The sequence below is a fragment of the Herpetosiphon geysericola genome (genome assembly GCF_001306135.1).
Taxonomy (GTDB): Bacteria; Chloroflexota; Chloroflexia; order Chloroflexales; family Herpetosiphonaceae; genus Herpetosiphon; species Herpetosiphon geysericola.
In genome coordinates, this window is record NZ_LGKP01000018.1 from 1 (window position 1) to 25275 (window position 25275).

General features: G+C 54.2%; 16 protein-coding genes and 1 pseudogene. 8 read left to right on the plus strand and 9 right to left on the minus strand.

The window, feature by feature from the left end:
• Nucleotides 1-104: 104 nt before the first annotated feature.
• Nucleotides 105-599, minus strand: coding sequence for a hypothetical protein (locus tag SE18_RS10670; RefSeq protein ID WP_054534446.1), 495 nt, complete (start codon nucleotides 597-599; stop codon nucleotides 105-107).
• A 666-nt stretch (nucleotides 600-1265) separates the two neighbouring features.
• Here SE18_RS10670 and SE18_RS10675 point away from each other — a divergent pair.
• Nucleotides 1266-1697: a response regulator gene (locus tag SE18_RS10675; RefSeq protein WP_054534447.1), complete on the plus strand. Its 432-nt coding sequence runs from the start codon at nucleotides 1266-1268 to the stop codon at nucleotides 1695-1697.
• Between the two features lie 115 nt (nucleotides 1698-1812).
• Here SE18_RS10675 and SE18_RS10680 read toward each other — a convergent pair whose 3' ends face one another.
• The 3 genes from SE18_RS10680 to SE18_RS10690 form a co-directional block, all read right to left on the minus strand.
• A complete protein-coding gene (locus SE18_RS10680; protein WP_054534448.1) occupies nucleotides 1813-2352 on the minus strand; it encodes an RNA polymerase sigma factor in 540 nt (179 codons plus the stop codon).
• Between the two features lie 611 nt (nucleotides 2353-2963).
• Complete coding sequence (locus SE18_RS10685) at nucleotides 2964-3254, minus strand: hypothetical protein (protein WP_054534449.1); 291 nt, start codon at nucleotides 3252-3254, stop codon at nucleotides 2964-2966.
• 169 nt (nucleotides 3255-3423) lie between these two features.
• Nucleotides 3424-4296, minus strand: a complete 873-nt coding sequence (locus tag SE18_RS10690; protein WP_201783490.1) for a ketopantoate reductase family protein — start codon at nucleotides 4294-4296, stop codon at nucleotides 3424-3426.
• Nucleotides 4297-5047: 751 nt separating this feature from the next.
• Between SE18_RS10690 and SE18_RS10695 the strand changes: the two genes are divergently transcribed.
• The 6 genes from SE18_RS10695 (at nucleotide 5048) to treY (ending at nucleotide 14388) form a co-directional block, all read left to right on the plus strand.
• A complete protein-coding gene (locus SE18_RS10695; RefSeq protein WP_054534450.1) occupies nucleotides 5048-6232 on the plus strand; it encodes an acetate and sugar kinases/Hsc70/actin family protein in 1185 nt (394 codons plus the stop codon).
• A gap of 2 nt (nucleotides 6233-6234) precedes the next feature.
• Nucleotides 6235-6642 (plus strand): hypothetical protein, encoded by a 408-nt coding sequence (locus SE18_RS10700; protein ID WP_054534451.1) that lies wholly within the window; start codon nucleotides 6235-6237, stop codon nucleotides 6640-6642.
• Nucleotides 6643-6829: 187 nt separating this feature from the next.
• Complete coding sequence (locus tag SE18_RS10705; RefSeq protein ID WP_054534452.1) at nucleotides 6830-7471, plus strand: hypothetical protein; 642 nt, start codon at nucleotides 6830-6832, stop codon at nucleotides 7469-7471.
• A gap of 10 nt (nucleotides 7472-7481) precedes the next feature.
• On the plus strand, nucleotides 7482-9026 hold the full coding sequence (locus SE18_RS10710) for an FtsK/SpoIIIE domain-containing protein (RefSeq protein ID WP_054534453.1): 1545 nt from the start codon (nucleotides 7482-7484) through the stop codon (nucleotides 9024-9026).
• Nucleotides 9027-9454: 428 nt separating this feature from the next.
• Nucleotides 9455-11350, plus strand: coding sequence for a malto-oligosyltrehalose trehalohydrolase (gene treZ / locus SE18_RS10715; RefSeq protein WP_054534454.1), 1896 nt, complete (start codon nucleotides 9455-9457; stop codon nucleotides 11348-11350).
• Nucleotides 11347-14388, plus strand: a complete 3042-nt coding sequence (treY, locus tag SE18_RS10720) for a malto-oligosyltrehalose synthase (protein WP_054534455.1) — start codon at nucleotides 11347-11349, stop codon at nucleotides 14386-14388. Before treZ ends, treY begins: the two co-directional genes overlap by 4 nt.
• A gap of 9 nt (nucleotides 14389-14397) precedes the next feature.
• Here the strand turns inward: treY and SE18_RS28330 are convergent, their stop codons facing one another.
• The 5 genes and pseudogenes from SE18_RS28330 to SE18_RS10740 all read right to left on the minus strand — a co-directional run bounded on the left by SE18_RS28330 (nucleotide 14398) and on the right by SE18_RS10740 (nucleotide 22885).
• On the minus strand, nucleotides 14398-15225 hold the full coding sequence (locus tag SE18_RS28330) for an alpha/beta hydrolase (RefSeq protein WP_407928478.1): 828 nt from the start codon (nucleotides 15223-15225) through the stop codon (nucleotides 14398-14400).
• 9 nt (nucleotides 15226-15234) lie between these two features.
• A pseudogene (gene glgX, locus SE18_RS10725) lies at nucleotides 15235-17364 on the minus strand (glycogen debranching protein GlgX); the annotation flags it as partial.
• Nucleotides 17365-17970: 606 nt separating this feature from the next.
• Nucleotides 17971-18525, minus strand: a complete 555-nt coding sequence (locus SE18_RS10730) for a hypothetical protein (RefSeq protein WP_054534456.1) — start codon at nucleotides 18523-18525, stop codon at nucleotides 17971-17973.
• Nucleotides 18519-18740 carry an SWIM zinc finger family protein gene (locus SE18_RS10735; protein ID WP_054534457.1) on the minus strand — a complete coding sequence of 74 codons (222 nt, stop codon included), beginning with the start codon at nucleotides 18738-18740 and terminating at the stop codon, nucleotides 18519-18521. Before SE18_RS10735 ends, SE18_RS10730 begins: the two co-directional genes overlap by 7 nt.
• Nucleotides 18741-19216: 476 nt before the next feature.
• Nucleotides 19217-22885, minus strand: a complete 3669-nt coding sequence (locus SE18_RS10740; protein WP_054534458.1) for an NACHT and WD40 repeat domain-containing protein — start codon at nucleotides 22883-22885, stop codon at nucleotides 19217-19219.
• A gap of 186 nt (nucleotides 22886-23071) precedes the next feature.
• On the opposite strand from SE18_RS10740, the gene SE18_RS10745 reads away from it, so the two are divergent.
• On the plus strand, nucleotides 23072-25219 hold the full coding sequence (locus SE18_RS10745; RefSeq protein ID WP_054534459.1) for a hypothetical protein: 2148 nt from the start codon (nucleotides 23072-23074) through the stop codon (nucleotides 25217-25219).
• The last annotated feature ends 56 nt before the right edge of the window (nucleotides 25220-25275 follow it).

Genomic DNA, 25275 nt, shown 5'->3' on the forward strand with positions numbered 1-25275 from the left:
GCTCGGCGGTGCTCAAGGTTGGTCGGTCAATTGGGTGGGTCATGTCGTCCATGGAAAGTTCCTCGCGCCCTGATCAGAACGGATCTCAGCCAATGGAATCTGTCTCATCTGATATTAGCACACAGGGAAGCGGCATGTTCGCAACGTGGTGCGCGATCCATGCGCCATGCATGGATCCAGCGTAGCGTTGAGGGCTGACAGGTGTTTTCCATCGAACATGTTGGACAGTTATGGAAGGTTATCAAAGTCTGATGACCACATGCCCAGCAGGTATAGCCAGGACATGCTTGACGGGTTGTTTGTTTCAGGAGATATCCAGGAGCAGCGGTGCGATCAACCATCCACAGCAGGTGTGATTGGGCATTCATCACGGTAGCCGTTTGAATCTGCGGGTCAGCCATGACCATCGTATCGATGCGCGCAATAAGGTGGTCAACTGATTCACCCACCTCAGGAATCCAGTAGGTAACGGTTTCGATGCCATGATACTGAATACACGCATAAGGCTTTCCTTCTTTGGCGGTATTGAGCGCATTCCGAACGGTGGTCATTGCCCAATCAGAGAAATCGCCCGCGTGGGTAATATCGAATGCTTGCATACTCGCCTTTCCGCCAACCGATTGCGATTCCTCAACCGACAAGCGCAGTGTTCATTAACGCGTGGTGTCATGGCGTGCTCTAAGGTTTTTTGCTGGCAAAAGCACCATCATGATCCACACCTCCTAAGAATACGTGCTCCTCCACGTGGGAATGTGATCGTTCTTTCACGCACGGTTAAGCGGTGGCAACCAACGAGAACAAGGTCGGTGCGCGCAACGCGCTGCGGTGTGGTGGCGAATCGATCACGCATCATTGGGGACGGAGACACCCATCGCAGGTGGTCTGGACCAAAACACTGCTTCGGTTTGGGCGGGCGTTAACGCAACGCATCTCATCCTCTCTCGTTGTATGCCATGTCTGCGCTAACCGTGCTATACTAAATGCACATGTTGTAGTCTATTGCGAAGGGACTACAACGATACGACACAAAAAGTTCCTGTCTGAGCGTACTGAAGCCTATCATCTGCTCAGACAGGAATTTTTTGTGCCCCTCCATGGCTGAGAGGACGTTGTTGGCTCCATTGACCCGCGTAGACGATCCTTCGCATGGCATCCGTGCTTGATGAATCTTAAGCAGCCGATGTCGTGTTTGCGCTTCCCCATTCCCCATGTCGTGCCATGATCGAAAGATTAAGCCCACGGGATACACGAAGGACAGAGCATCGATGCATACCCGCATCCTTGTCGTTGATGATGAACCAATCATTCGGGACTTGTTCGAAGACATGCTTGGCGATGAAGGCTCTATCGTGCATACGGTTGCCACCGGACAGCAAGCCTTAGCCGCCTATCATGCAATGCCACTCGACCTCATCTTTATCGATAGTATGATGCCTGAGATGGATGGGATAACCCTGTGTCGACTCATTACAACCGTTCCGGAGATCACCACGCCGCCCATCATTCTTATGAGTGGGGGGACAACGGTTGCCACGATCGATGGCCTCTATCAGGCCTTTCTTGCGAAACCGTTTGACCTTACGAATTTGCTTCAGCTCATTCCAGACACTCCTCCACCCTGCCGCATAATGATCATCATTGGCGTGCTGGACCGGTATAGGAGCAGCACGCCACCTCCTTTTCCTTGGAATGGATGACCGTCTGCATGCTGACGGATCTGCATCGTGTGTCGCTGGTCACACCCTGCTTCAGGATTCTACTGGAGACCATCAATAACTTCGTGATAGCACCGAGCGAACGCACGACGGTATCCTATTCGTCGCTCGTGTCTTGTTCAATCCGCATCCGTAATTGACCAAGCGATCGGCGTATGATCGTTTTAACCGTCCCTAAAGGCATCTGGCAATGCTCCGCAATCTGTTGATGGGTCATTCCCAAGAAAAAGGCGGCATGGATGATCCGCTGTGCCGGGGGTGGAAGATGTGAAACGAGGGTGGTGATGAATTGATGTTGTTCTGCTTCGATCAGGGCTGTCAATGCGGTACAGTCCGTTGCCATCGGTATGGCACTATGCCTAGCTGGGGATGCATGGCGATACATGCGGCGTAAGAAATCCAAGACGGTATGTCGGGTAATCCCTGCAATCCATGCACCCAATTCACCCTTGCTGGGGTCAAAGCGGGCGGCATGTTTCCAGACAGTCACCAAGACCTGCTGGACAAGATCATCAACATCGGTCGGGTTCTGAATCGCGGCGGCAACATGGGCACGAATCTGGTGCTGATACTGGGTGTAACACACGGCAAGCACGGTATCAGGGTGATCGACTGCTAAAGAGTGGTCAGCGAGCATCGGACATCCTTCCATACATCATAATGGTCGGCAATGCAAGCAATGATGGGGTGAGCCATAAGACACCAACGGAAGCGTGTGTGACGGTCCCAGAGAACGGCGTATGGTGGAATGTTTGGTGACAATGCACGGATCAATGGAGTCACGAGAGACCGATAGTCGTGCTGGTTGGACTAATCATGGGGTGTGATGATGTGATGCGGTGGTGTGTTTCAGTATACCGCAGGCAGGATGCGATTGCGAGGCTTTTTGTCCGGATTCAAACGGTCGCATGCCACGCACCGGATGACGATGACCAAGGATGTGCGAGGAAGGCCGGACTATCGACACAAATTGATGCTAGTAGTCTGTATGACTGCTGCATCCAGTGTCTCCAAAGACCGCTAATGCTCCGTTACAGCAGTGATTTATCGAGGACGGTATGACCACATCCTGCACGTCGCCGCTATGCTATTGCCAGGTCGCTGAGGACTCGACGGAATGCGCAGAAACCGTTAAAATAAAAAGCCCCACCCTATCTCGACCATAGGGTGGGGGTAGCATGAAGGAATGGCCGCTCAATTCCATTCCTTCGTGCGTCCTCTGCTAGTATACCATATTAATTAGTATGGTCAAACAGACGGCGGTTTTGGTCGCCGACCTCGTTTTCGACTTTGCATGTAGGTCTGCATCTGTTCATGGGTTGTGACCCAGATGCCGCCTTTCTTGGTGGCATTCGCTTGGGCATAGGCATCCATGCGCTCCCAGATCAGCGTGGGAATGGACTCGCGTTCGATCCACGTGGCCTGGAGCCGTCCGACAAAGACATATTTATAGAGCGCATTATACTTAAACCCATAGTGACTTGCCGCCTCGGTTAAGGTCATGTACGCATGGGGTGACGAGTGAGCGTTGTCCGTCACGCCGAGATCCTCCGTGCTAGCGTGTGCTGGTATCCCTCTATTGTAGCAAGCTGCGCGGATTGCGTTGTTCCTGTGGGCTCGTACCGTCGTGCGACCTCATTCCGTTGCTGGTTCATCCACCGCAAAACCACTCCCCTTTGGTGCGCCCATGGATGGTCTCCTACAGGTTTCACGCAGCGGATTGGCTCTCTGGTCGGATATGCACGAGCATCGGCGTTTGACCAGGGGCGACAGCCCGCATGGCATCAATCAACATCTGTGGCTCGCGTGGCCCTGCCGCCCCCATCGTGCGCATGAACGTGAATCGGCTGAGTACCCAGAGGAGCAGGGTGATGATCGGTGCTGGCACACGACTGAGCAGGGCGATTGGGGCTGGGGTCAGCGTGTTGCCAAGCTGCCGCACCATGCCAAACCCTTCCCGCATGGCTTCTGCTGCACGGCGGGCCTGTGACCACGACACCCCTGCCTGACGTGCATGGGCCTGAACACTGATGACCATAATGGGGACTACCAAGGCCGCATGCGTCCGGAGCCAGCTTTCCATGGCTGGTTCGACGGTCGCAGGAATACCCGCCTTGGTGAACACCGTTGCCCACCGCGCATCCGTTACGGGAGTCCGTTGGCCCCGCGTCACAATCGTTGCGCGCAGTTTGCCATCCTCAAGGCTTGCCAAAATCGATGGAAACCCAAAGGCAAAGCGCTCTTGCCCGACAGCATCACGTAGCCGATCCAGCGACGCAACCGTATTAAACATAAACATGATGGTTTTGGCGTTGCTGCCCGCAAGGGTTGGAAGCAGCACGTCGACCTGGCCGACTAGTACGGTCACGAGAACGAGATCCCACGGTGTTGTCAGGTCAAGGGTTGTGGCTACCGATACCGGAGCGCGTTGACCCGTGACGCTGATGATGGCCTGGTCATGCTGGAGTTGCGCGAGTCGTTTGCCACGGGCAACGACGGTAACCGTATGCCCTGCTTGCGCAAGGTGAAAGGCAAAGGTGCTCCCAATGGCACCGACTCCAAGAATCGCGATCGTCATCATGGCACTACCATCCTTGTCTCAAGAGCGGAACTGCATCCACACTATGGGCGAATCCTTCATGGTGGATCGCCACACCCATGAAAATCATAGCACGGTCTTCTGCTGATTTGCGTTTTAATGCAAACCCCTAATCGGCGATGCCTCGTGATTAAGCACGGGCATGGGCGACACGCCGTTGAGCATCGACTATCACGATGGACGCAGTTTCCCAATGTGCGCAAGCAAGCATCCTGGAATAATCGCGTTTTTTGGCAATGCCTGTGACTGCTGACGAGCATCATGGTCATGCCTTCACGTCGCCCAGATCCCCAAGAAAACACCCAGCGTCGTATCACGCACCATTGTTGGTCGCTGTTGTTCCAACTTCAGCTGCGCACTCCCGATGGATTCATCACGCATTCCTCCTGATCGGGGTGCTTCCCATCATCGTGCTCCAGCATTCCGTCAACAAAGCACGACGGTTTGTTGTTGGTTTATTGTCGAAACTGTGAAAGTACCAGCGGTAATTAAGAAATAAAAAAGCGCTTTATTGTTGTTTTATTCTTGCTTTGTTGTCGTTTTATTATCGGTGCATCGATACATTATGGAATATAATCGCGTTTTATTGTTGCTTCATTACTGCTTCGTTCGCGCTTCATTGTTGCTTCGTTAACATCCTTCTGTTATACTAGCGCGCAGCAACCATCAAATGTTATCGTTTTATTGTTGGTTTATTGTCGTTTTGGCAAGCGCCGCATGAAGGAGACCTCCGATGACCCTCTTAGAACGTAAACGTGCAACCGTCTATGACCATGTACGGGTAAGCCAACCACTCCGCGATACCCATTATCAATTGCCCGCCTGGATTACGATTGGGGATCAACCCTATCTTGCGGTGGGTGATGACAATGGCAATGGGGCCAAAAAGATCGCTGTCCTTGATGAAAAATCGCGTCTCATTACAACCCGTACTCCCACAGCCTATAAATTAGCAAAAGCGATTCGGGCAGGCCAAGGGGTGGTGACCTACCGCGTCAACGGGGGCGATAGCTTTTGGATTGGTGATGATGCCTTGCGCTTTGATGGTGATGCTTTGCCCATTGGTGGCACCAGCCAACGCCTCTCGGATACCCGCCAGCGCTCGTTTAACGCCGCCTGTACAGTCGAAACGCTGATTAAAGCCCGCTATAAACCAGGGGTGTATCCCCTAGCGGTGGGCTTCGCTATCCCGAACGAGGAAATTGAGGCCCGCGACAATGACAAAATGGGCGTGAATCCTGAAACGCGGAATGCGCTGAAAACCCACCTGAATGGCCAAACGTTTGTGGTTGAGCGCACTGATTCCCAAGGCATTGTGACGAACTGGACACTGCGCTATGAGAAGATCATTCCCCAAGCCCAGTCGATTGGTACCTTGTATGCGTGGTCACGGACGGTTGATGGCTCGTTAGAAGCTGATGGGATTCGCCGCGTTTCGATTGTCGACATTGGCGGTGGTGACACCCAATTGACCGAAGTGGAACTGAATCCCTACCGGATGAGTGCTGAGCGGCTCGGCGCAGGCACGATTAGTATTGCCCGTGAATTAGCCGCGAAATTCCATCGGTTACGGCTCAGTGATGCCCAAGCCCAATATGCCTTAGAAACCCAATTGCTTGAGGAATCAGGCCGTGAATTCCCGATTGAAGGCGAGGTCAATGCAGCGATTCAAAGTGCCGGGCAAGACTTGGTTGGTCGGATGCTCAAGGTGCTCCAGCAGCCGAGTGCGTATGTGATCATTACGGGTGGTGGGGTGAAACTTCAAGGGTTGCGGCGCTTGATTGAAGAACGCGCGGAAGCCTCTGGCAAGACGGCTCCCCGCAACTATACCATCATTGATCCGAGTGTGGCGGATATTCTGAATGCAACTGGTGCCCTCTTGGCCGTGGTGTATGCAGCGGCTGGGAAAGGAGCCTAAGCATGACCGTGCGTGTGAAAGGAATTCGCTGTACCGAGGATGATCTGGAGCGCAATCGGTTGTTGCGTGTGCATCGTGATAATGATGAGAGTGAATCCGAGTTAATGCTGAAGGCCATGCGCCTTGGCATGCGGTTGTTATCTGCCGAAGCGTGGGCAGGGGGTACTGGTCAATACGGCGGCTATGATCCACAAACCTTGGCCCAACGATTACAGGCTGATTTGTTGCCGGTCTTGGAGTTCTTAATTCGTCACGATGCCCTGCCAGCCTTACTTCAAGGCTACACAGCTCATGCTGGTTCTCCGCTTCCTGCGCCAGTTGCGCCCGTGCCACCGCCTGCTGGCATTCACCGGGAAGCCAGTGGTGCGGTCTTAGCCTTTAGTGGGGGGTTTTTAGATGATGATGACTAGCATCGTGTGGAGAAATCCCTGTTTGTGCCGCTGTCAAACCATATTTACAAGGATGGTATACTAGGGGCAGATTGGGTGGCAGCTTGGTGTACTAGACCAAGCTGCCATAACTGCCAATCTCGATTAAGCCAACTTGGCAGTACATGCCAGTATAGCATGGCTGCCTCAGCGAAGGATAGCAGCACATATGAACCAAGATCAGCTTCTCAAGCAACAAGCAACCCGCACGCTTCTTGAGGAACTCCTGAATGCGATTCCTGCCACTCCTGCCCCTGCGCCAACACCCAGCATTGCCCTTCCTGCGCCGACGGTCGTGGTGGAAAGTGTGAGCCAGCCGGTTGAAACGCGGACGGCAACCCAAAAAATCGTCAAGCCAGCTGTTCAAAAACAAGGTCCCACCCTCTATGATAAGCTCATGGTTAGCCTCGTGGATGCAGGCCTGCTGCTGTTTGGCTTTGGCATGTGGTGGATTGGGGCGCAGTTTACCTTGGCTTTTGCCGCCTCGATTGGGATTCCGGTAGCCAAACTTGGGGTGGCACAATGGTTGCTTCCGGCGATTATCACGGCGATTGAAATCAAGTGTTGGCCTAATAAGACGCTTGATTGGCATCACTTGAGCATTTTTGGCATTATCGCAATCGTTGACTTGTTTACGTCGACAGTCGGGGGCAAAGCCTGGTTAGCCGGTCGGATGATTGCCGAGTGGCGCTTACCGTCGGATGGAACCGTGATTTGGCTCATTGCGCTGGTTGCGTCCATTGCCTTTGCCTTTTGGCCAGAACGTCTGACCCGCTCCGCGGTGCGCAGTTTACTCAAGACCTGGCGTTAGGAGGATGAGTATGGGTTGGATGTACGGTTTTCTCTGTGGAGCCATTGTGCTCACCATCCTCCGCTATGGCCCAGGGTTATGGCGCGATTGGCGTGCCTTTCAAGCCTGGCGGCTCCAGCATGAGACCCTTGTCCCGGCGGTTGCCCTCGCGACGGCGGCTCCTGCCCCTGTTCCTACGCCCGAGCCACCGCTCACCTCCTACGAATTGCCCGCCTATGATCCGACGATCTTGGCGGGTGCAGGCCTTGCGCTGAAGAACCCACCGAGCAATATCGCCTATATTGTTAAGGCTAAATTGCACGATCCCGAGCCGTATTGGTTTCCCTTAGGCTGGAGTTATGGGGTGACTGATGTTGCCCTCAACAGCGCTAAATTCGTCGGCGATGTCAATCACGTGGCTTTGACGGGCTTTACCGACTCAGGGAAAGACTCCTGGGCCGTGCAAGCCTTGCTCTATCTGGCCCTGATGAACACGCCGGACAAGTTACAACTGGCCATTGTGGACGGCAAAGGCGGCTTAAGTTGGCTTGGCTGGGGCGATAAGGCTCATACCTGGCTCTTGGCCAAGCGCATCGACGATATTCGTCCCGCCATGGAGAAGCTGAAGCAGGAGCGTGAGCGCCGGATTGAAGTCTTGGAAGCCGCAAATTGTGAAAAATGGGAAGAATACGACAAGGGCGATATGCCACTGCTCGTCGTCTTCGTTTCAGAATTGATGTTGTTGCAAGATGCAACGAGTAAAACCGAGCTTGCCGATTGGCTCAATACCGAATTGACCAGCTCGCGCGCCGCCGGCATTCGCTACATCGTCAGTGGGCAAACGTTCACACGGATGGATACCCGCTGGCGCAGCCAAATTAGCTTGTATATTGCCGGCTATCAGCCTCGTGGCGATGCCGATGAACCCAATACGACCTTCACCACCGCCGAACTCAAGAAGTTGGGAATTCGCCGTGATGGGGCCGTGATTGGGGTTCCTCCCTCGGAATTACCGGTTCCGCCGGATGGGGCTGGGGTCTTTACCTGCGTCCAAGGCCGGATGGTCGTGACCATGCGTGCCCCCTATTACGATAAGGCGCACCGCCAAATGATCTTGTCCAAGTTGCCGGATAAGCCGAAAAAGGCTTTACACCGCAATGCGGATCAGGCCCTGCATGACAGCCTGCTACGCAACCTAATTGGCCTCGATACGACGCTTCCGAGTACTGCTTCCAGTGTGCTTCCGAGCGGTGATCTGCTTCCTGTACGTGAAGCAGCTGCTTTATCCCTTGGGAAAGGGATGGAAGCGGATTTGAGTGCTTCCGAGAAACGTGGCAAAATGGCCGGATTTGAGCCGCATCCATTGACCGTAAATGGGGTAGCACTGCCGGTGGTAGCACTCGATGAAGTGCCTCTCGATGAGCAACGACGGATTGTTGAAACCGCCGCAACCGTGTCGAGTCGTGGTCAATTGTGTCAAGCGTTATACGAGACACGCGGTGGCCGAAAATACACGATTGTCCAAATCGTGTGCGATGCCGCTGGGCTCTTGATGCCGCAAGCAAAGGCAGCATAACCCCACAAGCGCCCCTGGATGGACAAGGCCCGCGATCACACGTGTGATCGCGGGCCTTGTCCGTTCATGCTGTCGTTATTGATGGCGGCAGTCACGCATGGCGAACCTAGTGGTGCGTGCTGCTCAGCGGATGCCCAGTGCCAGTGCTTGAACGCGCAAGCACACGGCATACCATGCCGCAGTGGCACGTTAGGCATCTGCACAGATTTGTGCGCGACTTCCTGAGCACCTGCCTAATGGCGTGTCGGATCGGTGTTGGTAGACTTGTTAAGGGTGTGCGCATTCTGGGAATAGTGGCAGATGGACGATGCGCTGTGTTTGTCGGCATGGCGGTTTTTCGATGCGTCTGTCCATTCCTTGATTCGGCACATAGATTGTTGTGTGTTGTTCTCATGGCGTGCCATGCAGAATCGTTGGTTGGAGACTCTATGCATCATGATCCCTTTTGGCATCCGCCGCTTGGCCCAATTCCGGCTGAGCATGGTTGCTATCGCTTTCGCGTCTGGGCACCCCATGCTGATTCCATGACCGTGGTACTTGAAACGGTTCCGCCGCGCCGGATTCCCATGGACGCGGTTGGTGATGGCTACTATGAGGCGCTGGTCGCCGATGTTGGCCCCGGAACCCTGTATCGCTATGGCTTAACGGAAACGCTCATACGTCCTGACCCGGCTTCTCAAGCCCAGCCCCAGGGCGTGCATGGGCCATCAATGCTTGTTGATCGGGCGTTTGCCTGGCATGATGCGGATTGGGATGGCCTCGCGCTCCACGACTATGTGATCTATGAACTGCATGTCGGAACGTTCACGCGTGCTGGGACGTTTGATGCCATCATTCCTCATTTGGACGGCTTGAAAGACCTTGGCATTACCGCGATTGAATTAATGCCGCTTGGTCAGTTTCCCGGCACGCGCAATTGGGGCTACGATGGGGTCTATCCGTTTGCGGTTCAGGATTCCTACGGTGGGCCGCTTGGCCTCAAGCGCTTGGTTGATGCGTGTCACGCGCGTGGCCTCGCGGTGGTTGTGGATGTGGTCTACAATCACCTCGGGCCGGAAGGCAACTATCTTGCCGACTATGGCCCATATTTTACCGACCGCTATTCGACCCCATGGGGGACCGCCATCAATTTTGATGGGCCAGGCAGTGATGCCGTCCGCGACTTTTTTATCGCCAATGCCTGCTTCTGGTTCAGCGAGTTTCATATTGATGCGCTGCGCCTGGATGCCGTGCATGCCTACCTCGACTTTGCGGCGGTCACGTTTCTTGAACGCTTGACGGCGGCGGTGGCCGATCTGGCGACCGTCCTTAGTCGTCGCTGCTTGCTGTTTGCTGAAAGCAATCGTAATGATGCTCGCACCATTACGCCTCGTGACCAGCATGGGTTTGGGTGTGATGCGCAGTGGAATGACGATTTTCATCATGCCTTGCGTACCGTCCTTACGGGTGACCGAACGGGCTACTATCAGGATTTTGGTGCCGTGGCCGATGTGGCGACGGCTTACCGTGATGGGTTTGTCTATACGGGGCAGTATTCCCCCTTCCGTGACTGCCGCCATGGATCACCAGCTAGCCATCTGCCTGCGGCGCGCTTCATTGTCTTTGCCCAAAACCATGATCATGTTGGGAATCGCATGTATGGGGAACGACTGGGCGCGTTGGTCTCCTTTGAGCGGCTGAAAATCGCCGCTGGGCTGGTGCTGCTTGCCCCCGCAATTCCCTTGCTGTTTATGGGCGAAGAGTATGCGGAGTCCGCACCATTTCTCTACTTTGTTGATCATGGTGATCCTGATCTGCTGGCGGCGATTCGCGAGGGGCGGCGGACGGAATTTGCTGCGTTTGCCTGGGATGGAGAGCCTCCGGATCCGGCTGACCCCGCAACATTTCAGCACTCCATCCTACAACCGGAGTTGCAGATCCAGGGCCAGCATGCGGTCTTACGGGCATGGTATCGCACGCTGCTCCAGTTGCGCCGATCCATCCCCGCGCTTGCGACGCTTGACCGCACCCAGATGACCGTCACCTGCGATGCGCTCCAAGGGGTGCTCAGCATTGAACGGTGGGCCGGGTCAAGTAGGGTGATGCTGATGGTCAATTTCCATGATGTTGCACAAGCGGTACCGTTGCCTGCAGGACGCTGGCACGGTCACCTCGATTCTGCGGCGCTCGCATGGCAGCCTGATGGTCAGGCGCACGATGCGGGCCTCGCGCTGGATGATCAGGTGGTCGTTGGTGAGACGCTCATGACGCTCCCGCCAACGTCGTTTCGGGTGCTTGTGTGGGTGGCGGAGCACGTTCCTAGTAGCCATGAGGACACCGTATGAACCAATCTCCGTTGTTCGATTCACGGGCGACATCAGCGCGCCTTCCGTTGGCAACCTATCGCTTCCAGCTGCATGCGGACTTTACGTTCTTTGATGCAGCGGCCCTAGTTCCCTATCTCCACCAGCTTGGAATCAGTGATTGTTATGTATCGCCTATTTTTACGCCACGGGCGGAGAGTACGCATGGCTACGATATTTGTTCCTATGGAGAACTGACCCCGTGGCTTGGTGGCACTGATGGGTTTTGGACGCTTGCCAACGCGCTCAACGCCCATGGCATGGGCCTCATTGTCGATATGGTTCCCAATCATATGGGCATCGGTGCGGCCAATGCGTGGTGGATGGATGTGCTCGAAAATGGCATTAGCTCGGTCTATGCCCCCTATTTCGATATTGATTGGCAGCCGAGTAAGCGGGAACTGGCGAATCAGGTCTTGTTGCCCATTTTAGGTGATCACTTTGGGGTGGTGATCGAACAGGGCGCGATTCAGCTGCACTATGACCAGGGTGCATTCTTTCTCCAGTACGCCGAGACACGCTTGCCGATCGCACCACGCACGGCAGGGCTGGTGCTTGAGGATGCACGCCCGCTGCTCGAAGCACAGCTCCCTGCGGATGATCCAGGCCTCCAAGAGTTTTTGAGTATTCTGACCACGGTGGGCTATTTACCACCGCGCGGTGCGGATGATCCGCTCAAATTGATGGAACGACGGCGGGAGAAGGAGATCATCAAGGGCCGCTTGGCAAGCCTGACGACCGCCAATGCGACGGTGCGCCGTGTCCTTGATCAGACGCTTGGTCGCTACAATGGCAATCCTGACGAGCCAGCAAGTTTTACGCACCTCACCCGTCTGCTCGATGGCCAAGCCTACCGCCTTGCCTTCTGGCAGGTCTCGTCGGAAGAAATCAACTATCGGCGCTTTTTTGATATTAACGAGCTTGCCGCAATTCGGGTGGAACACGACGCGGTGTTTCGGGATACCCATACCCTGCTTTTCGATCTCATCGCTGCGGGTGCGATTACGGGGTTGCGCATCGATCACCCGGATGGGTTGTGGATGCCGGCTGCCTACTTTGCACGGCTGCAAACAGAAGCGCTCACCCGACGTATTGCCCAGGATCAAGGCCTTGCGGATGCCCAGCTTGACGACATTCGCGATCGCGCGGCGGCGTGGGTGCATGATCGTGCGCATCATGGCACCCCTGACACCTCGGCTACGCCAGCCACATGGCCCTTGTATGTGGTCGCCGAGAAAATCTTGGCCCATGGAGAGGCGTTGCCGCAGGACTGGGCGCTGCATGGAACCACGGGCTATGATTTTCTGAATGCAGTCAATGGTATCTTTGTTGATAGCCGTCATGGTCGTAGCTTCGACACGATCTATAGCACGGTGTGTGGGACTGAGCAGGCGTTCTCTGAAGTGGTGCTGGCCAAAAAAATGCTGATCATGCAGGAAGCCATGGCCAGTGAGATTGCATCGCTCAGCTATCAGTTGGAGCGGCTTACCGAGCGCACCCCACGCTATCGTGATTTTACCCTCGGTGGCTTGACGACCGCGATTCGCGACCTCATTGCACACATGCCTATCTATCGGACCTATATCGACCCGATTGCCCGGCGCGTGAGCGACCATGATCGCCAGTGCCTTGAACAGGCGACCGATGCGGCACTGCGTCAGCGCTACCGCACCAGCGGTTCCGTCCTAATCTTTCTGCGGGATACGCTGCTCTTGCGCACGCTTGATACCTTCGCACCGGACGACCGTGATCGGCTGGCCCAGTGGATTTTGCGCTTTCAGCAGATGACCGGCCCCATTATGGCCAAAGGTGTCGAAGATACCGCGTTTTATCTCTATAACCGCTTGATCTCGCTCAATGAGGTTGGCGGCGAGCCTGCCCTGTTTGGGCAATCGCTTGATGCCTTTCATCGGCAGAATCAAACACGCCACCAGGACTGGCCATCCAGCATGTTGACGCTCGCGACGCATGATACCAAGCGGGCAGGGGATGTCCGGGCGCGGATAAATGTGCTGTCAGAAATCCCGAAGCGCTGGTGGCTGCATGTCAATCGTTGGCGCAAACTCAATGCCACCCACAAAATCATGGTTGATGGCGTTCCTGCACCCGATGCGAACGATGAATATCTCCTGTATCAAACGCTGCTGGGTGCATGGCCCGCTGGGGAGTGTGATGCGGCCACGTTTGCGACCTTTCGGGACCGGATTATCAGCTTTATGCAGAAGGCCACGCGCGAAGCCAAAACCCATACCAGTTGGGTGAATCCCAACGCCGACTATGATGCGAGCTTAACCGCCTTTGTGACCGCATTGTTGCCGGACGACCGCACCACCCACTTTCTTGCTGATTTTATCCCGTTCCAGCAGGAGATTGCCCGGGTGGGGGCGGTGAATAGTTTAAGCCAAACCCTGTTCACCTTGACGGCCCCTGGTGTACCCGATTGCTATCAAGGCAGCGAGCTGTGGGATTTCAGTCTCGTCGATCCCGATAATCGACGACCGATCGATTATGCGCTTCGCCAGTGGCTGCTTGGCGAGATCCAGCAGCGCGCGCAGACCGACCGACGGGGTGTGGCGCAGGATCTGCTCGAGCATTGGGCAGATGGCCGGATGAAACTCTTCGTCATAACCACCCTGCTGACCTACCGCCGGGCCAATCCTGATCTGTTTTTAACGGGTCGGTATACGCCTCTCACCATCGTCGGCCCGCAGCGAACCATGGTCTGCGCCTATACCCGTCAGGTGGGCGATACCACGCTGCTCGTGGTTGGGCCGCGTTTGGTCGCAGCGCTGATGGCAGCGCATGATCGGTTTCCGCTTGGTGCGGAGGTGTGGCAGACCACCCGCGTCTGTTTGCCTGCCACGGACGCGGGTGTGCGGTATCGGAATCTGTTGACCTGTGCCATCATCGTTCCGGATGGGCCAGCCCATCGGCCAACGCTCGCGCTTGGCACGATTCTGTGTGATTTCCCCATCGCGGCGCTCGAAGCGATCACCAGCGATGAGGACAGCGTGGGATAAACAGCATGATCAGCGCGTGTGGAGGAATCGCTGGATGAGCGGGCCAACCCGCGTCCGCCATGTACCTTCATTGTGTTCGGCATCAGGCAGTTCGGCATACCAGAGATCACGATTGCGCGTATAGCCTTTTGTTTCAAGCATGGCGCGGAGGGTTTGCACATCAGCAACGCAGCGTGTGCCCTCCGCCGCGCCAACCTCAAGCACGATCTGTCCGCCAACGAAGGGAGCCTGTTCCACCATGGCAAGGACGGCATGGTCCGCAAACCAGAGCGCCGGACTCAGCACCCCAACAAACCCAAAGATGCTCGAATGGGCAAAAAAACCATACAGGCTGATTAATCCCCCCATCGATGATCCCACGAGCGCGGTTGTCTGCCGTTCCGGACGCGTGCGAAATTGGCGATCAATCAGTGGTTTGAGGGTTTCCACGAGAAACGTGAGATAGGCATCACCGCGTCCGCCGCCATGATCCGGATCAGCAAGTGGACTATATTCATCATTGCGGATGGCTCCCATGTTGGGAATGCCCACAATGATGGCGCCACTTCCATCGTGGGCGAGGTGCTCCATCGTTTCGTCAACCGCCCACTCGGCACCAAAACTGGTCATCTGATCAAACAGATTTTGCCCATCATGCATATATACAACCGGATAGCGCTGGTCTCCGTCATCATAGTCCGGTGGAAGATAGACCTGGATATCGCGAGCATTCCCCAGTTCGGGACTCCAGATATGGGCAAGGACGACCACCGTTCCCGTCAGCGTGTGCTGGTGGAGTTGACGCGCTGCTAAGATCGCCGCTGGTGTCTGCAGCGCGGTTGCATCCTGCGCATCCATGGACGGAATCGGATCGCCGCTCGGCTCTTGACAGAACAACGTCAGCGCATGCGCTGGCAGACGGTACGCATCACCAGGTTTCCAGCATGCATCTGGTGGCGATGGTCGGTGCGCGGTTTCGATGAGCACGGTCCATGGGGTGCCGTTGGGATCGCCAGGGAGGTGCCATGGAACGTCTTCGTCGCTCGTATTGAGGAGCAACAGTAACAGATCGTCTTCCACGAGATCACCGGTTGCGTCATGCTCATCGAGCGCTCGTCCGTTGAGCAGCATCCCAATCGTTAACACCGTGCCATCCTGCCATTCATCCGTTGTCATCTCCTGCCCATCAGGTCGATACCATTCAATATCATTGATATCTTGGCCATAGATCCGGCGACCCTGAAAAAACGTTCGTCGATGCAGGAGTGGGTGATCATGGCGCACACGCACTAAACGGCGGGTAAAGTCCAACAGCTGTTGGCGCTCGGCAGTGAGCGTCCAATCGACCCAGGTTAAGGGGCTATCGTGGCAGTAGGCATTGTTATTGCCGTCCTGCGTTCGTCCGCGTTCATCGCCTGCAAGTACCATCGGCACCCCCTGCGAGAGCAACAGTGTTGCGAGCAGATTCCGTTGTTGTTGGGCACGAAGCGCGTTAATCGCTGGGTCTGCGGTTGGGCCTTCCACGCCACAGTTCCAGCCGTTATTTTCATCGTCGCCATCAGTATTGTTGTCGCCATTGGCGTGGTTGCGTTTGCATTCGTAGGTGACTAGGTCGTGGAGGGTAAACCCATCGTGCGCCGTAATAAAATTGATGCTCGCGTAGGGTCGTCGCCCGGTATCCTGATAGAGATCACTCGATCCACTCAGGCGATACCCCAGTTCGGCAATCTGCGCCTGATCCCCCCGCCAGAAGCGGCGGACGGTATCACGATAGCGCCCATTCCATTCAGCCCAGCCCACCGGGAAGTTGCCCACTTGATAGCCCCCAGGGCCGACATCCCATGGCTCGGCAATCAACTTAACCTGCGAAAGGATGGGATCTTGATGGATCGTATCGAAAAAGGCCGAAAGCCGATCGCCATCGTATAACCCACGGGCGAGGGTTGCCGCCAGATCAAAGCGAAAGCCATCGACATGCATCTCGGTGACCCAGTAGCGCAGGCTGTCCATGACCAGCTGTAACGTCCGCGCATGCAGCATATTGAGGGTATTGCCAGTGCCGGTGTAATCAAGATAATAGCGTGGTTCATCGGGCATTAACCGATAGTAGGTTGGATTATCACAGCCCTTCATCGAAAGTGTTGGCCCCAGATGATTGCCTTCACAGGTGTGGTTATACACCACATCCAGAATGACCTCAATCCCTGCGGCATGCAAGGCTTTGACCATCTGCTTAAATTCAGTGACGTGGCCACCTGCATCGCCACACCGACTATACCGCGCGTCAGGCGCAAAAAAGCTGAGCGTATTGTACCCCCAATAATTCCGGAGTCCCCGTTCGATCAGATGCCGATCATCAAGGAAATGATGAATGGGCAATAACTCAACGGCCGTAACCCCTAAGGATTGGAGATAGGCGATCACCGGTGGCGATGCCAGCCCTGCATACGTGCCACGCAGATCAGGTGCGAGGTCAGGATGCTGTGCGGTTAACCCTTTCACATGAACTTCGTAAATCAGAGATTCGTGGAGCGGGGTGGCTGGATGGCGATCATCGCCCCAGTCGAAACGCGGATCGATCACCACACACCGTGGCATATAGGGCGCACTATCACGATCATCGGCGATGCGGTCGTCGCCGCCAATCGGATAGCCAAAGACCGCATCATGCCAGGTAAGCTGACCGTGAATCGCCTTGGCATACGGATCAAGCAGCAGTTTCTGAGGATTGAAGCGCAGTCCAGCCTCAGGATCATAGGGCCCTGTCACCCGATACGCATAGCATTGTCCTGGCTGAAGTCCAGGCACCGACCCATGCCAGACAAAATCGGTCTGCTCGGTGAGGGGCAGGCGTATTGTTTCGCGGGGTGCGGTTGCTGAATCAAAAAGGCAGAGATCAACGGCTGTCGCATGTTCGGCAAAAAGAGCAAAGTTAACGGCATGACCGTCCCAGGTTGCGCCCAGCGGGTACGGCGTGCCAGCAGTGATAAATGACATAATAGCCGAGACCTTTCCGGTTAACTGAATAGAATGCGCTGGATGCAGCGGTCGCATGGGCATGGGCAATCGTGATTGTGGATAAGCCGATCCATGTCCGTGAATCTGTGACGATTCGATCCATGCCCATACTCATGCGATGAGATCGAGTCTACCAGTCGCATGCTGCGGATCCATTAGGCAGATACCTCATGCTTCGCCGCTCATCGCGAGGGGCGCTTGGGCATTCGCCCAAATGTGCGTTTGTGCAGGGTCAGTTGCCTATCAGGATTAAGCGAGGACTGGCTATGGAAATGCATGACGACTGATATGCAGCCATCCATGCGCCAGTCTTGGTTTACATAACCGTGCAACTGTTTGCACTCTACCCGTGGATCCGCGTCGTGCCCGCAGCGTTGCTTTGCGCATGGCGACGCGGAGGATAGCAATGGGCTCGATGAATCGTGGCAGGAGTGGCCTTGGGTAGTGTGCTGCGGCACTCGTCCAAGGGTTGACGTATTATCACGATCCAGCAGTCAATCAGGGAGGGTTGATGAATCCGATTTGTGGCGGGTATCGCGTTGCGGAGATTGGGAATGAGATTCTCTTTTCTATCTCGCTAAAACGTCAACAGGGCCGTGATACATCCCTATCACAGGCCTGTTGACGTTTATAGAACGGCAGCATGGTTTGTTCCGCCTGTGGTATGGTGACCGTCGGCGGTTTGGTGATGGGCAGATGGCAGCGCGGACAGCGGTCGTGCCATTCGGCAAAGAGCGGATGGCTGTCGCGATGCTCACAGCGAGCCTGTGCCTCATGGAGGTGATAGGGGCGAAGGCGGGCAAACCAGAACTCAGCGGTATAGGCGCCTGCCTTGGGGATTTTTGCGCGCTGCTTGTCAAGGGTTGCCAACGTGGCCGGATCAACGACCTCCGCTACGAGGCTACGCAGCTCTAATCCCTTGATTTCACGCAATTGATCGTTCGTTGCAACACGCGCCAGCATTGCGTCCTTCGACGCGATGATTGCTGCAAGATCCGTGGCTGCTTGCTGCTCCGTTACCAACCAATCCGCGAGTGCGCCGCCGGGTTGTAATTCGGCGGCAAAGAGTGGGTAGCGCTTGCGCAGGCGATTGTTTTTGCGCTTGACCCGTCGCTTTACCCGCTCGTCGAAGGTCAGCATGCGAGTGCCTCCTCTGAATCAAGCGCAATCAGCACAGCAGCCAAAACATGCTTACACAATTGCCCACCGCCATGACTCCAGAATCCGCGACATTGGCAGGTAAAGCCCTCGGTATGGTCGATGCCATTGGCCAGCGTCACGGTGTAGGCTTTTGATCCCTGTACTGTAAATGTGGTCGCATCGCTGCGGGTCACCTGCTGGCTGAGGACAAGCACCACCGCATCATAGAGTTGGCGGCGCGAACAATCTCCGGCGATGAGCAGGGCTTGCTGCGCCCGAAAGCACCAACGGTCATCTGCCGTGGTGTTGCTCTAGAGCAAGCTCGCTAGCGGACTGCTGGGCGGAATCGGTTTGAGGGCCGTGGCGGTAATCGAGGTGTGTGCGCAGTGACTGGGCAGAATCTCATCACAGCGGACAAGGAGCAGCGCTGCCGAACGATGCATTGCTGGGGTGGGTGCCGCCATGGTGATGGCGGCAGTGGGTTAGCCAAAGTGGGTGAGGGTGGCGCGTTGGATGATGGTTTGCATGGTGATTCCTTTCTACCCATGCCACGCAAGCCGTCGTTCGTGTATGTTGGTAGAGCTGCCTTTGCCGATGACGAGATGCTGTCACTGCGCACGCTAGCAAGGCTGGTTATCATGATACGATCGCTCATCGTGACAGTTGCATCTTATTCTTGGTCAGACCGCGACTATAATGATCCATGGTTATTTCCTTCATTCGGCATGCTAGATGTTGAGGCTCCTAACCATTCCAAACTGTTCCGTTGTGCCGCTGTTAATCCCGTGGTCGCCGTGATCGTTAATCCTGCATACGGTTGGTTGATCGCAAGCGTTTGGGCTTTAGTGCCTGTAGGGAGATGCCATACGCTGATTGTTGCATTACCGTTGCCACAGAAGAGGTATACCCCGTCGTGACTAAACCGTACACTGCGTACCCGTCCTACATGCCCGGATAAGCATTGCATCTGCTGTCCGGTTGTCGCATCCCACACATACACATTGGGACTCGAGCCACCCGTCGCAATCCATTGCCCATGGTGAGTCCAATCAACTGTCCAGACCTGACCTTCAGGATTGGTGATGATCTGTTGGCATTCCTGCGTCGTAATATCCCAGATACGGATCGTGTGGTCATCACAGCCTGAGACGATGCGTTGCCCATCAGGGCTAAATGTAATCGCCCAGATGGAGTTTGTATGTCCGGTTAGTATGGCAAGCGGCGTTGCTTGATCATGACGCCAAATACGAATGGTGTGATCGTCGCCGCCGCTTGCTAAGTAGCGGCCATCAGGACTCCACGCGAGTGACCAAACCCATCCATGATGACCACGATACGAGTGGGTTACATGACCCGTTGTTCGGTCCCAAATATAAAGAGTGTGATCTTCTCCACAGGCTGCGATGAATTGTCCATCGGGGCTAAAACTGATGGCGCGAACCCAGCCCCGAGCATCGGTGAGCCGCATGGTTGGTTGCTTGTCCTGAAGATGCCATAGGTGAATCGTCTGTTCTTTGGCGATTGCCAGCAGGTGCGCATGGGAGGTATAGGCAATCGCTTTACAATGCTGGGTTTCGTTGGATAACCCATACGCGCGTATCGGTTCTTCCCGAAGATTCCAGATGGTGACTGGTTGTTGTTCGCCACAACTCATAAGGTAGCCATCATCGGGACTGATGACTAAATTCCAAATGAGACCATCATGACCCTGAATCTGATGGCGCAAACGTCCACTGGTGGCCTCCCACACGCGCAGACTGCGATCACTACTGATAGAAATAAGATCATGGGTTGTATGGCTAAAGAGCAGACCCCGTACCCAGTGATGATGGGCGTTGATCGTATAGTGGGGATTGCCACTGGTCATATCCCACAGCCGAATGTGCCGATCAGCTCCTCCACTGGCAAGATATGCTCCATCTGAACTCAAGCACAGCGTTAATACCGCGTCGTGATGTCCCAGCAAGGTAGTTGTTAACCGCTGATGGACATAATCCCAGATATGAATCGTACAATCGCTCCCAGCACTGATTAAGATCGGTTCGTTTGGGCTAAAAACGAGTGACCAGACTGTCCCTTGATGACCATCCAGTGTTCCTTGGCGCTGGTAGTTTGTGCTATTCCAGAGGTGTATCCGATGATCTTTGCCTGCACTGGCAAGTGTTTGCCCATCATGACTCAGGGCCACGCTACAAATCCAATCATCATGAGCGTGCACCCGCGCAATTAATCGGTTATCTTGCCAATCCCAGACGCGGAGATCGCCATCTTCCCCTCCACTGAACACGTACTGACCAGTCATATCGAAGGTAATACTGAGCACACGGCCAATATGATCGCTTAATGTCTGGATACACTGTCCGTCGGGAAGATTCCAAATCTTGATCGCGCCATCATCGCTCGCGCTGGCGAGGTGATGTCCGGTTGGACTAAATGCGAGGGCGCGAACCCAATCGTGATGCGCGGGAATCGACCAGCACAGCTTAAACTGGTGCGTATGCCAAATCAACAGCTCACCGTAGACACTTGCGCTTGCCAACAGGTTGCCATCGGGACTTTGTGCAAGCGCAATTAATCCACCAAAACTTGGAATAAAATGCGTTTGTGACAGATCGCAGCCCGTTAAATCAAGGGTTGCAATCGCGCGATCCTGAAGATTAACCTGCCATATTGGTTTAAAGCGAAAATCAAACTGCTGCAGATCTGTTTGGAGTTCGAGACAGAGATTCAAAATATTGCCAGGGGCATAGCCCATTTCTGGCATGGGGCGTGGATGAAAGGTTGCCAGCAATGCTTGGAGGGATCGGATTGTTTGGTCCCGCCCATCGATTAAGAGCAGGTGTTGGATCAGCGGTTGAATGATTGCTTGGCGTTGTTGTTCGCGAATGATTGTGATCGCGTCAGCCTTGAGCAGGGCATGCCGAATCAGGAGATGGGGGCGTTGGTGACGAATTTCCTGCACGAGTTGGTCAATCAAGCATACATTCAGATACTCTAAAATAACGCTATGTAAGCGAAAACCTGCGTTGTGCTGTTCAATCAACGAACGGCGTACCAGCGATTCAAGGGTCTCTAAAAGGACATGCTGCCATGGCGAGCGCACTAAGTTGGCCTTAAGCGTCGCAATGGTCGTGGGCTGGCGTTCGATGCTCAACCAATACATGACTTCTTGTTCATGCTCCGATAAACGACTTAATTGTTGATGGAGTATCGTGCGAATATCACCGACCAACGGCTGTTGGTGGAGTAAAAACGCCGCAATATCCCCGGCACATAACGCTTGAATACTTTGCGCCACTAACTTGAGCGTTAACGGATTGCCCGTGTACTGCGTGGTTAATTGCTGCCAACTGGGTTCATCTCCATGAAGGTGATACGGCTGAAGTAAGAGCTGGGTCTCATGCTCGGCAAGGCCAGTCAGCGTGAGGATACGGGTTGTGTCACTCTGGATGTGATTGAACCCGACTGGTTTTTCACGACTGGTGATGATGATGCAGCTCTGATGCCGACGTTGACTGATCGCAGCGAGCAGCTCAGCATATTCACGATACTGCTGATGATATTGTCCAGCAGGGTAATCCGATCGCAGTAATGATTCGAAATTATCTAAAATCAGCAGGCAGCGATAGCGTGTGAGATACATGATGAAGCAATTCAGCCGTTGTTGAAAGTCGGTTGGATACGCATCTGGTGGATTTGGCTCAATCCGATAGAGGCAGTCTAAAAGATACTCATTGGCCGAGAGTGGGCGATTGAGGGAACGCCAGATAATGACGGTGACGTCCGGTTTGAGCATCTGTGCCAGGGTAGTGATTAACGTTGTTTTGCCCATCCCCCCGAGTCCAAGTACCGCAATAACTCGACAGCGGTCGTGGGTCACCCAGGTGGTTAATTGGGTTAGTTCTGTGCTGCGGCCAACAAAATGCTGAATGTCCGGGGCTTCTCCCCAATCATAGACAGTATATGGTGCTGATTGTGCTGGTGATTGAATTCGGATGTTCGGTGGGGCTGGACGTTTCCCATAGTGAGATGCAAGATCCACCACCTCAGTCCATGTAGACAATGGTTTAAACCCAGAGTGTTGAAAAACGACGTTTAGTAACCTCAGGAGTTGTTGCTGTGCCTCGATCGGCTGATGGTTTGCAAGGTGTTCCCATATCAGCGTGGCCAAGGCGGCAATGTAGCTTGGTGGACAACGAATCTGATCCTGTTCATAGCGCATAATGGTGGTATGGGCAACACCAAAATACCGTGCTGCCTCTTTTTTTGAACGAAAGACCCATGATCGCAGATCACCCAGAAATGCACCGAGGCCATCATCGGGATCAAAGCTGGGAAGTGTAAGCGGTTGGTGGAACATCGCAACGCATCCAATGCTACTAAATCGTCCAGATATCTGATCGAAAGGAGCTGTCAATCTTGCATAGACAGCTCCTTCTATAATACGCAATCTATTGCCAAAATGGTGCGCACATCGTGCGCACCGTGTCCAACTACCCAGCTATGCTCAATGCGTATCGATCAGTTAGGTTAGGAAGGAATTGCAATGCGATTGTTTCATGCACGGATGCTGCCTGTGTGGTTGATTGGAATGCTTGTAAGCTTCGTTGGGTTTCATCAACCAAGTGCGGCCTCGCTTACAAGTAGCCAAACCATTCTTGGCTCGTGGGATACGACGCTTGGTCGTCAGTTTGCGCGGCCTGGAACGCTGACAACCTTAACGCTTGATGCGCAAGGACATTTATATGTCCTTGGCGATTTTGCCTATACGAATAATGTTGAGACGAATGGTCTTGCTCGTTGGAATGGTACAGAGTGGGAGCAGTTTGGTTTAACCCCCGCTGATCGCGGTCGTATTTCGGAGCTAACACCCTACCACGATGGCTTTGTCGTTGGGGGAAACTTTTCACGGCTCCAGAATCAACCACGTAATCATGTTGCCCGATGGGATGGAACCAGTTTTCAAGGGCTTGGGAGTGGGCTGACCGATCGTTTAGATTATGCTGCTGGTGATGTGCAGGTTCATAGTTTCGCCGTGTTCAGTGATACGTTGATGATTGGAGGGAATTTTCGCCATTTCAATCAAGGATTATCAACGGGGATTGCCCATTGGGATGGTGCAGCGCAACCACAAGGCCAGCTTTTTAATAAACCGGTGTTTAGTCTCGCAAGGACTGATCAGGATGTCATTGCCGCAGGGTCATTTACTACGGTGTCGGGGCAATCGGCACGCTATCTCGCGCTTTGGGCGAATCAGCAATGGCAGCCAATTGTCAACAATTTTACAACCCATTATCTTAACCTGTATGAGGTTAATCAGACCATCTATTTGGTCGCGCAAGAACGTAACGTGGTGACGAGCCGCTTGTATCGCTGGGATGGCAGCGGATTTGTGGCGGAAAGTACTGCTGTGAGTGGAATCCTCCATGATGTTACTAGCTGGAACAATCAGATCTATGCTGTCCATAATAATCAACTTGTACGGTTAAATGGTGGTGTTTGGCAATCAGTGACGTTACCCATGACAACGACCGCAGTTACGGCACTCGTTGGGAATGCGACCACGCTCTATATTGGGGGACGTTTTTCACTCAACGGTGTTGCGAGTGATCTTGTTGCATGGGATGGGACGACCCTTCAGTCGTTAGCCGTGTTTACAACCCCTGATTCAATGACGCAGTTGGCGGGCGATGCTGGGTATCCCGTGGTGCTGCAAGAGCAATATGCCTTCGATCAAAGCTTTTTGAAACGCTGGAATGGTACGAGCTGGCAAACCTTAGCTCACGGTCGCTATGAATTGCTTGGCGGCTTGATGTTCCACACCCTGAATCAACAGCTGTATCTCTTTTTACCCCAAACCCAAACGCTTGCTCCTGGAGAAGCATCAAGTGCCGTTTGGCGTTTAGACGGGGCTTCGCTGGAGAGTGCAGAAATTCCAACCAGCCAACACTTAACGTGGTATCCCTCAGGGCCACGCATCTTCACGGTTCAACCCATGAGCCAGCCAACGATTCCGATGACGGGGATTATCGAATTCGATGCAATCCGTTTCAATCAAATTGCTGCCGAAGCGCGGATTAGTAGTGATGAAATGCTCTTTGTTGCTGGTTCAACGATCTTTAAGGTTTTTATTCATCTTGACCAATTTGAAGATTATCTTGATCTTACCCGTTGGGATGGGCAAGAATGGGAATACCTAGGCTCACGCTCAATTCCCAAAGGCTATCATCGTGGAACCGTATGGAATAATCAATTGTATTTGTTATTGGGCCATACACTGTATCGAGTGAGTGACACTGGTGTATTTAGCCAAGTTGGAATATTTGATGGTCCTATCAATGCCGTAGCTGGGGTTGCGGGTGGTGGTTTGTATATCGCTGGTGATTTCAGTCAAGTCAATAGTACCCATACCGGGCCTATTGTACGTTATAACGGGAGTACCTTTGACGGATTAAGTCAGCAACCCAATGGTGCGGTGACCCATCTTAGTGCTGACCACGAGCAATTGTATGTTGGTGGGAGTTTTACCCACGTTGGGTCAACCCCATCATTGGGGGTTGCGGTTTTCCGTTTTGCGCAAGCCGAGCCAACCGCAACTCCAAGCCTAAGCCCAACTCCAAGCCCCAGTCTTACCCCCACAGTTTCAGTGAATCCTTTACCGAAATGGGTCTATTTACCCGCTATCACTCGTTAGTCATCATTCCACCCACGATCAAGGCTGCGCCAAGGATTCTGGCGCAGCCTTGATGT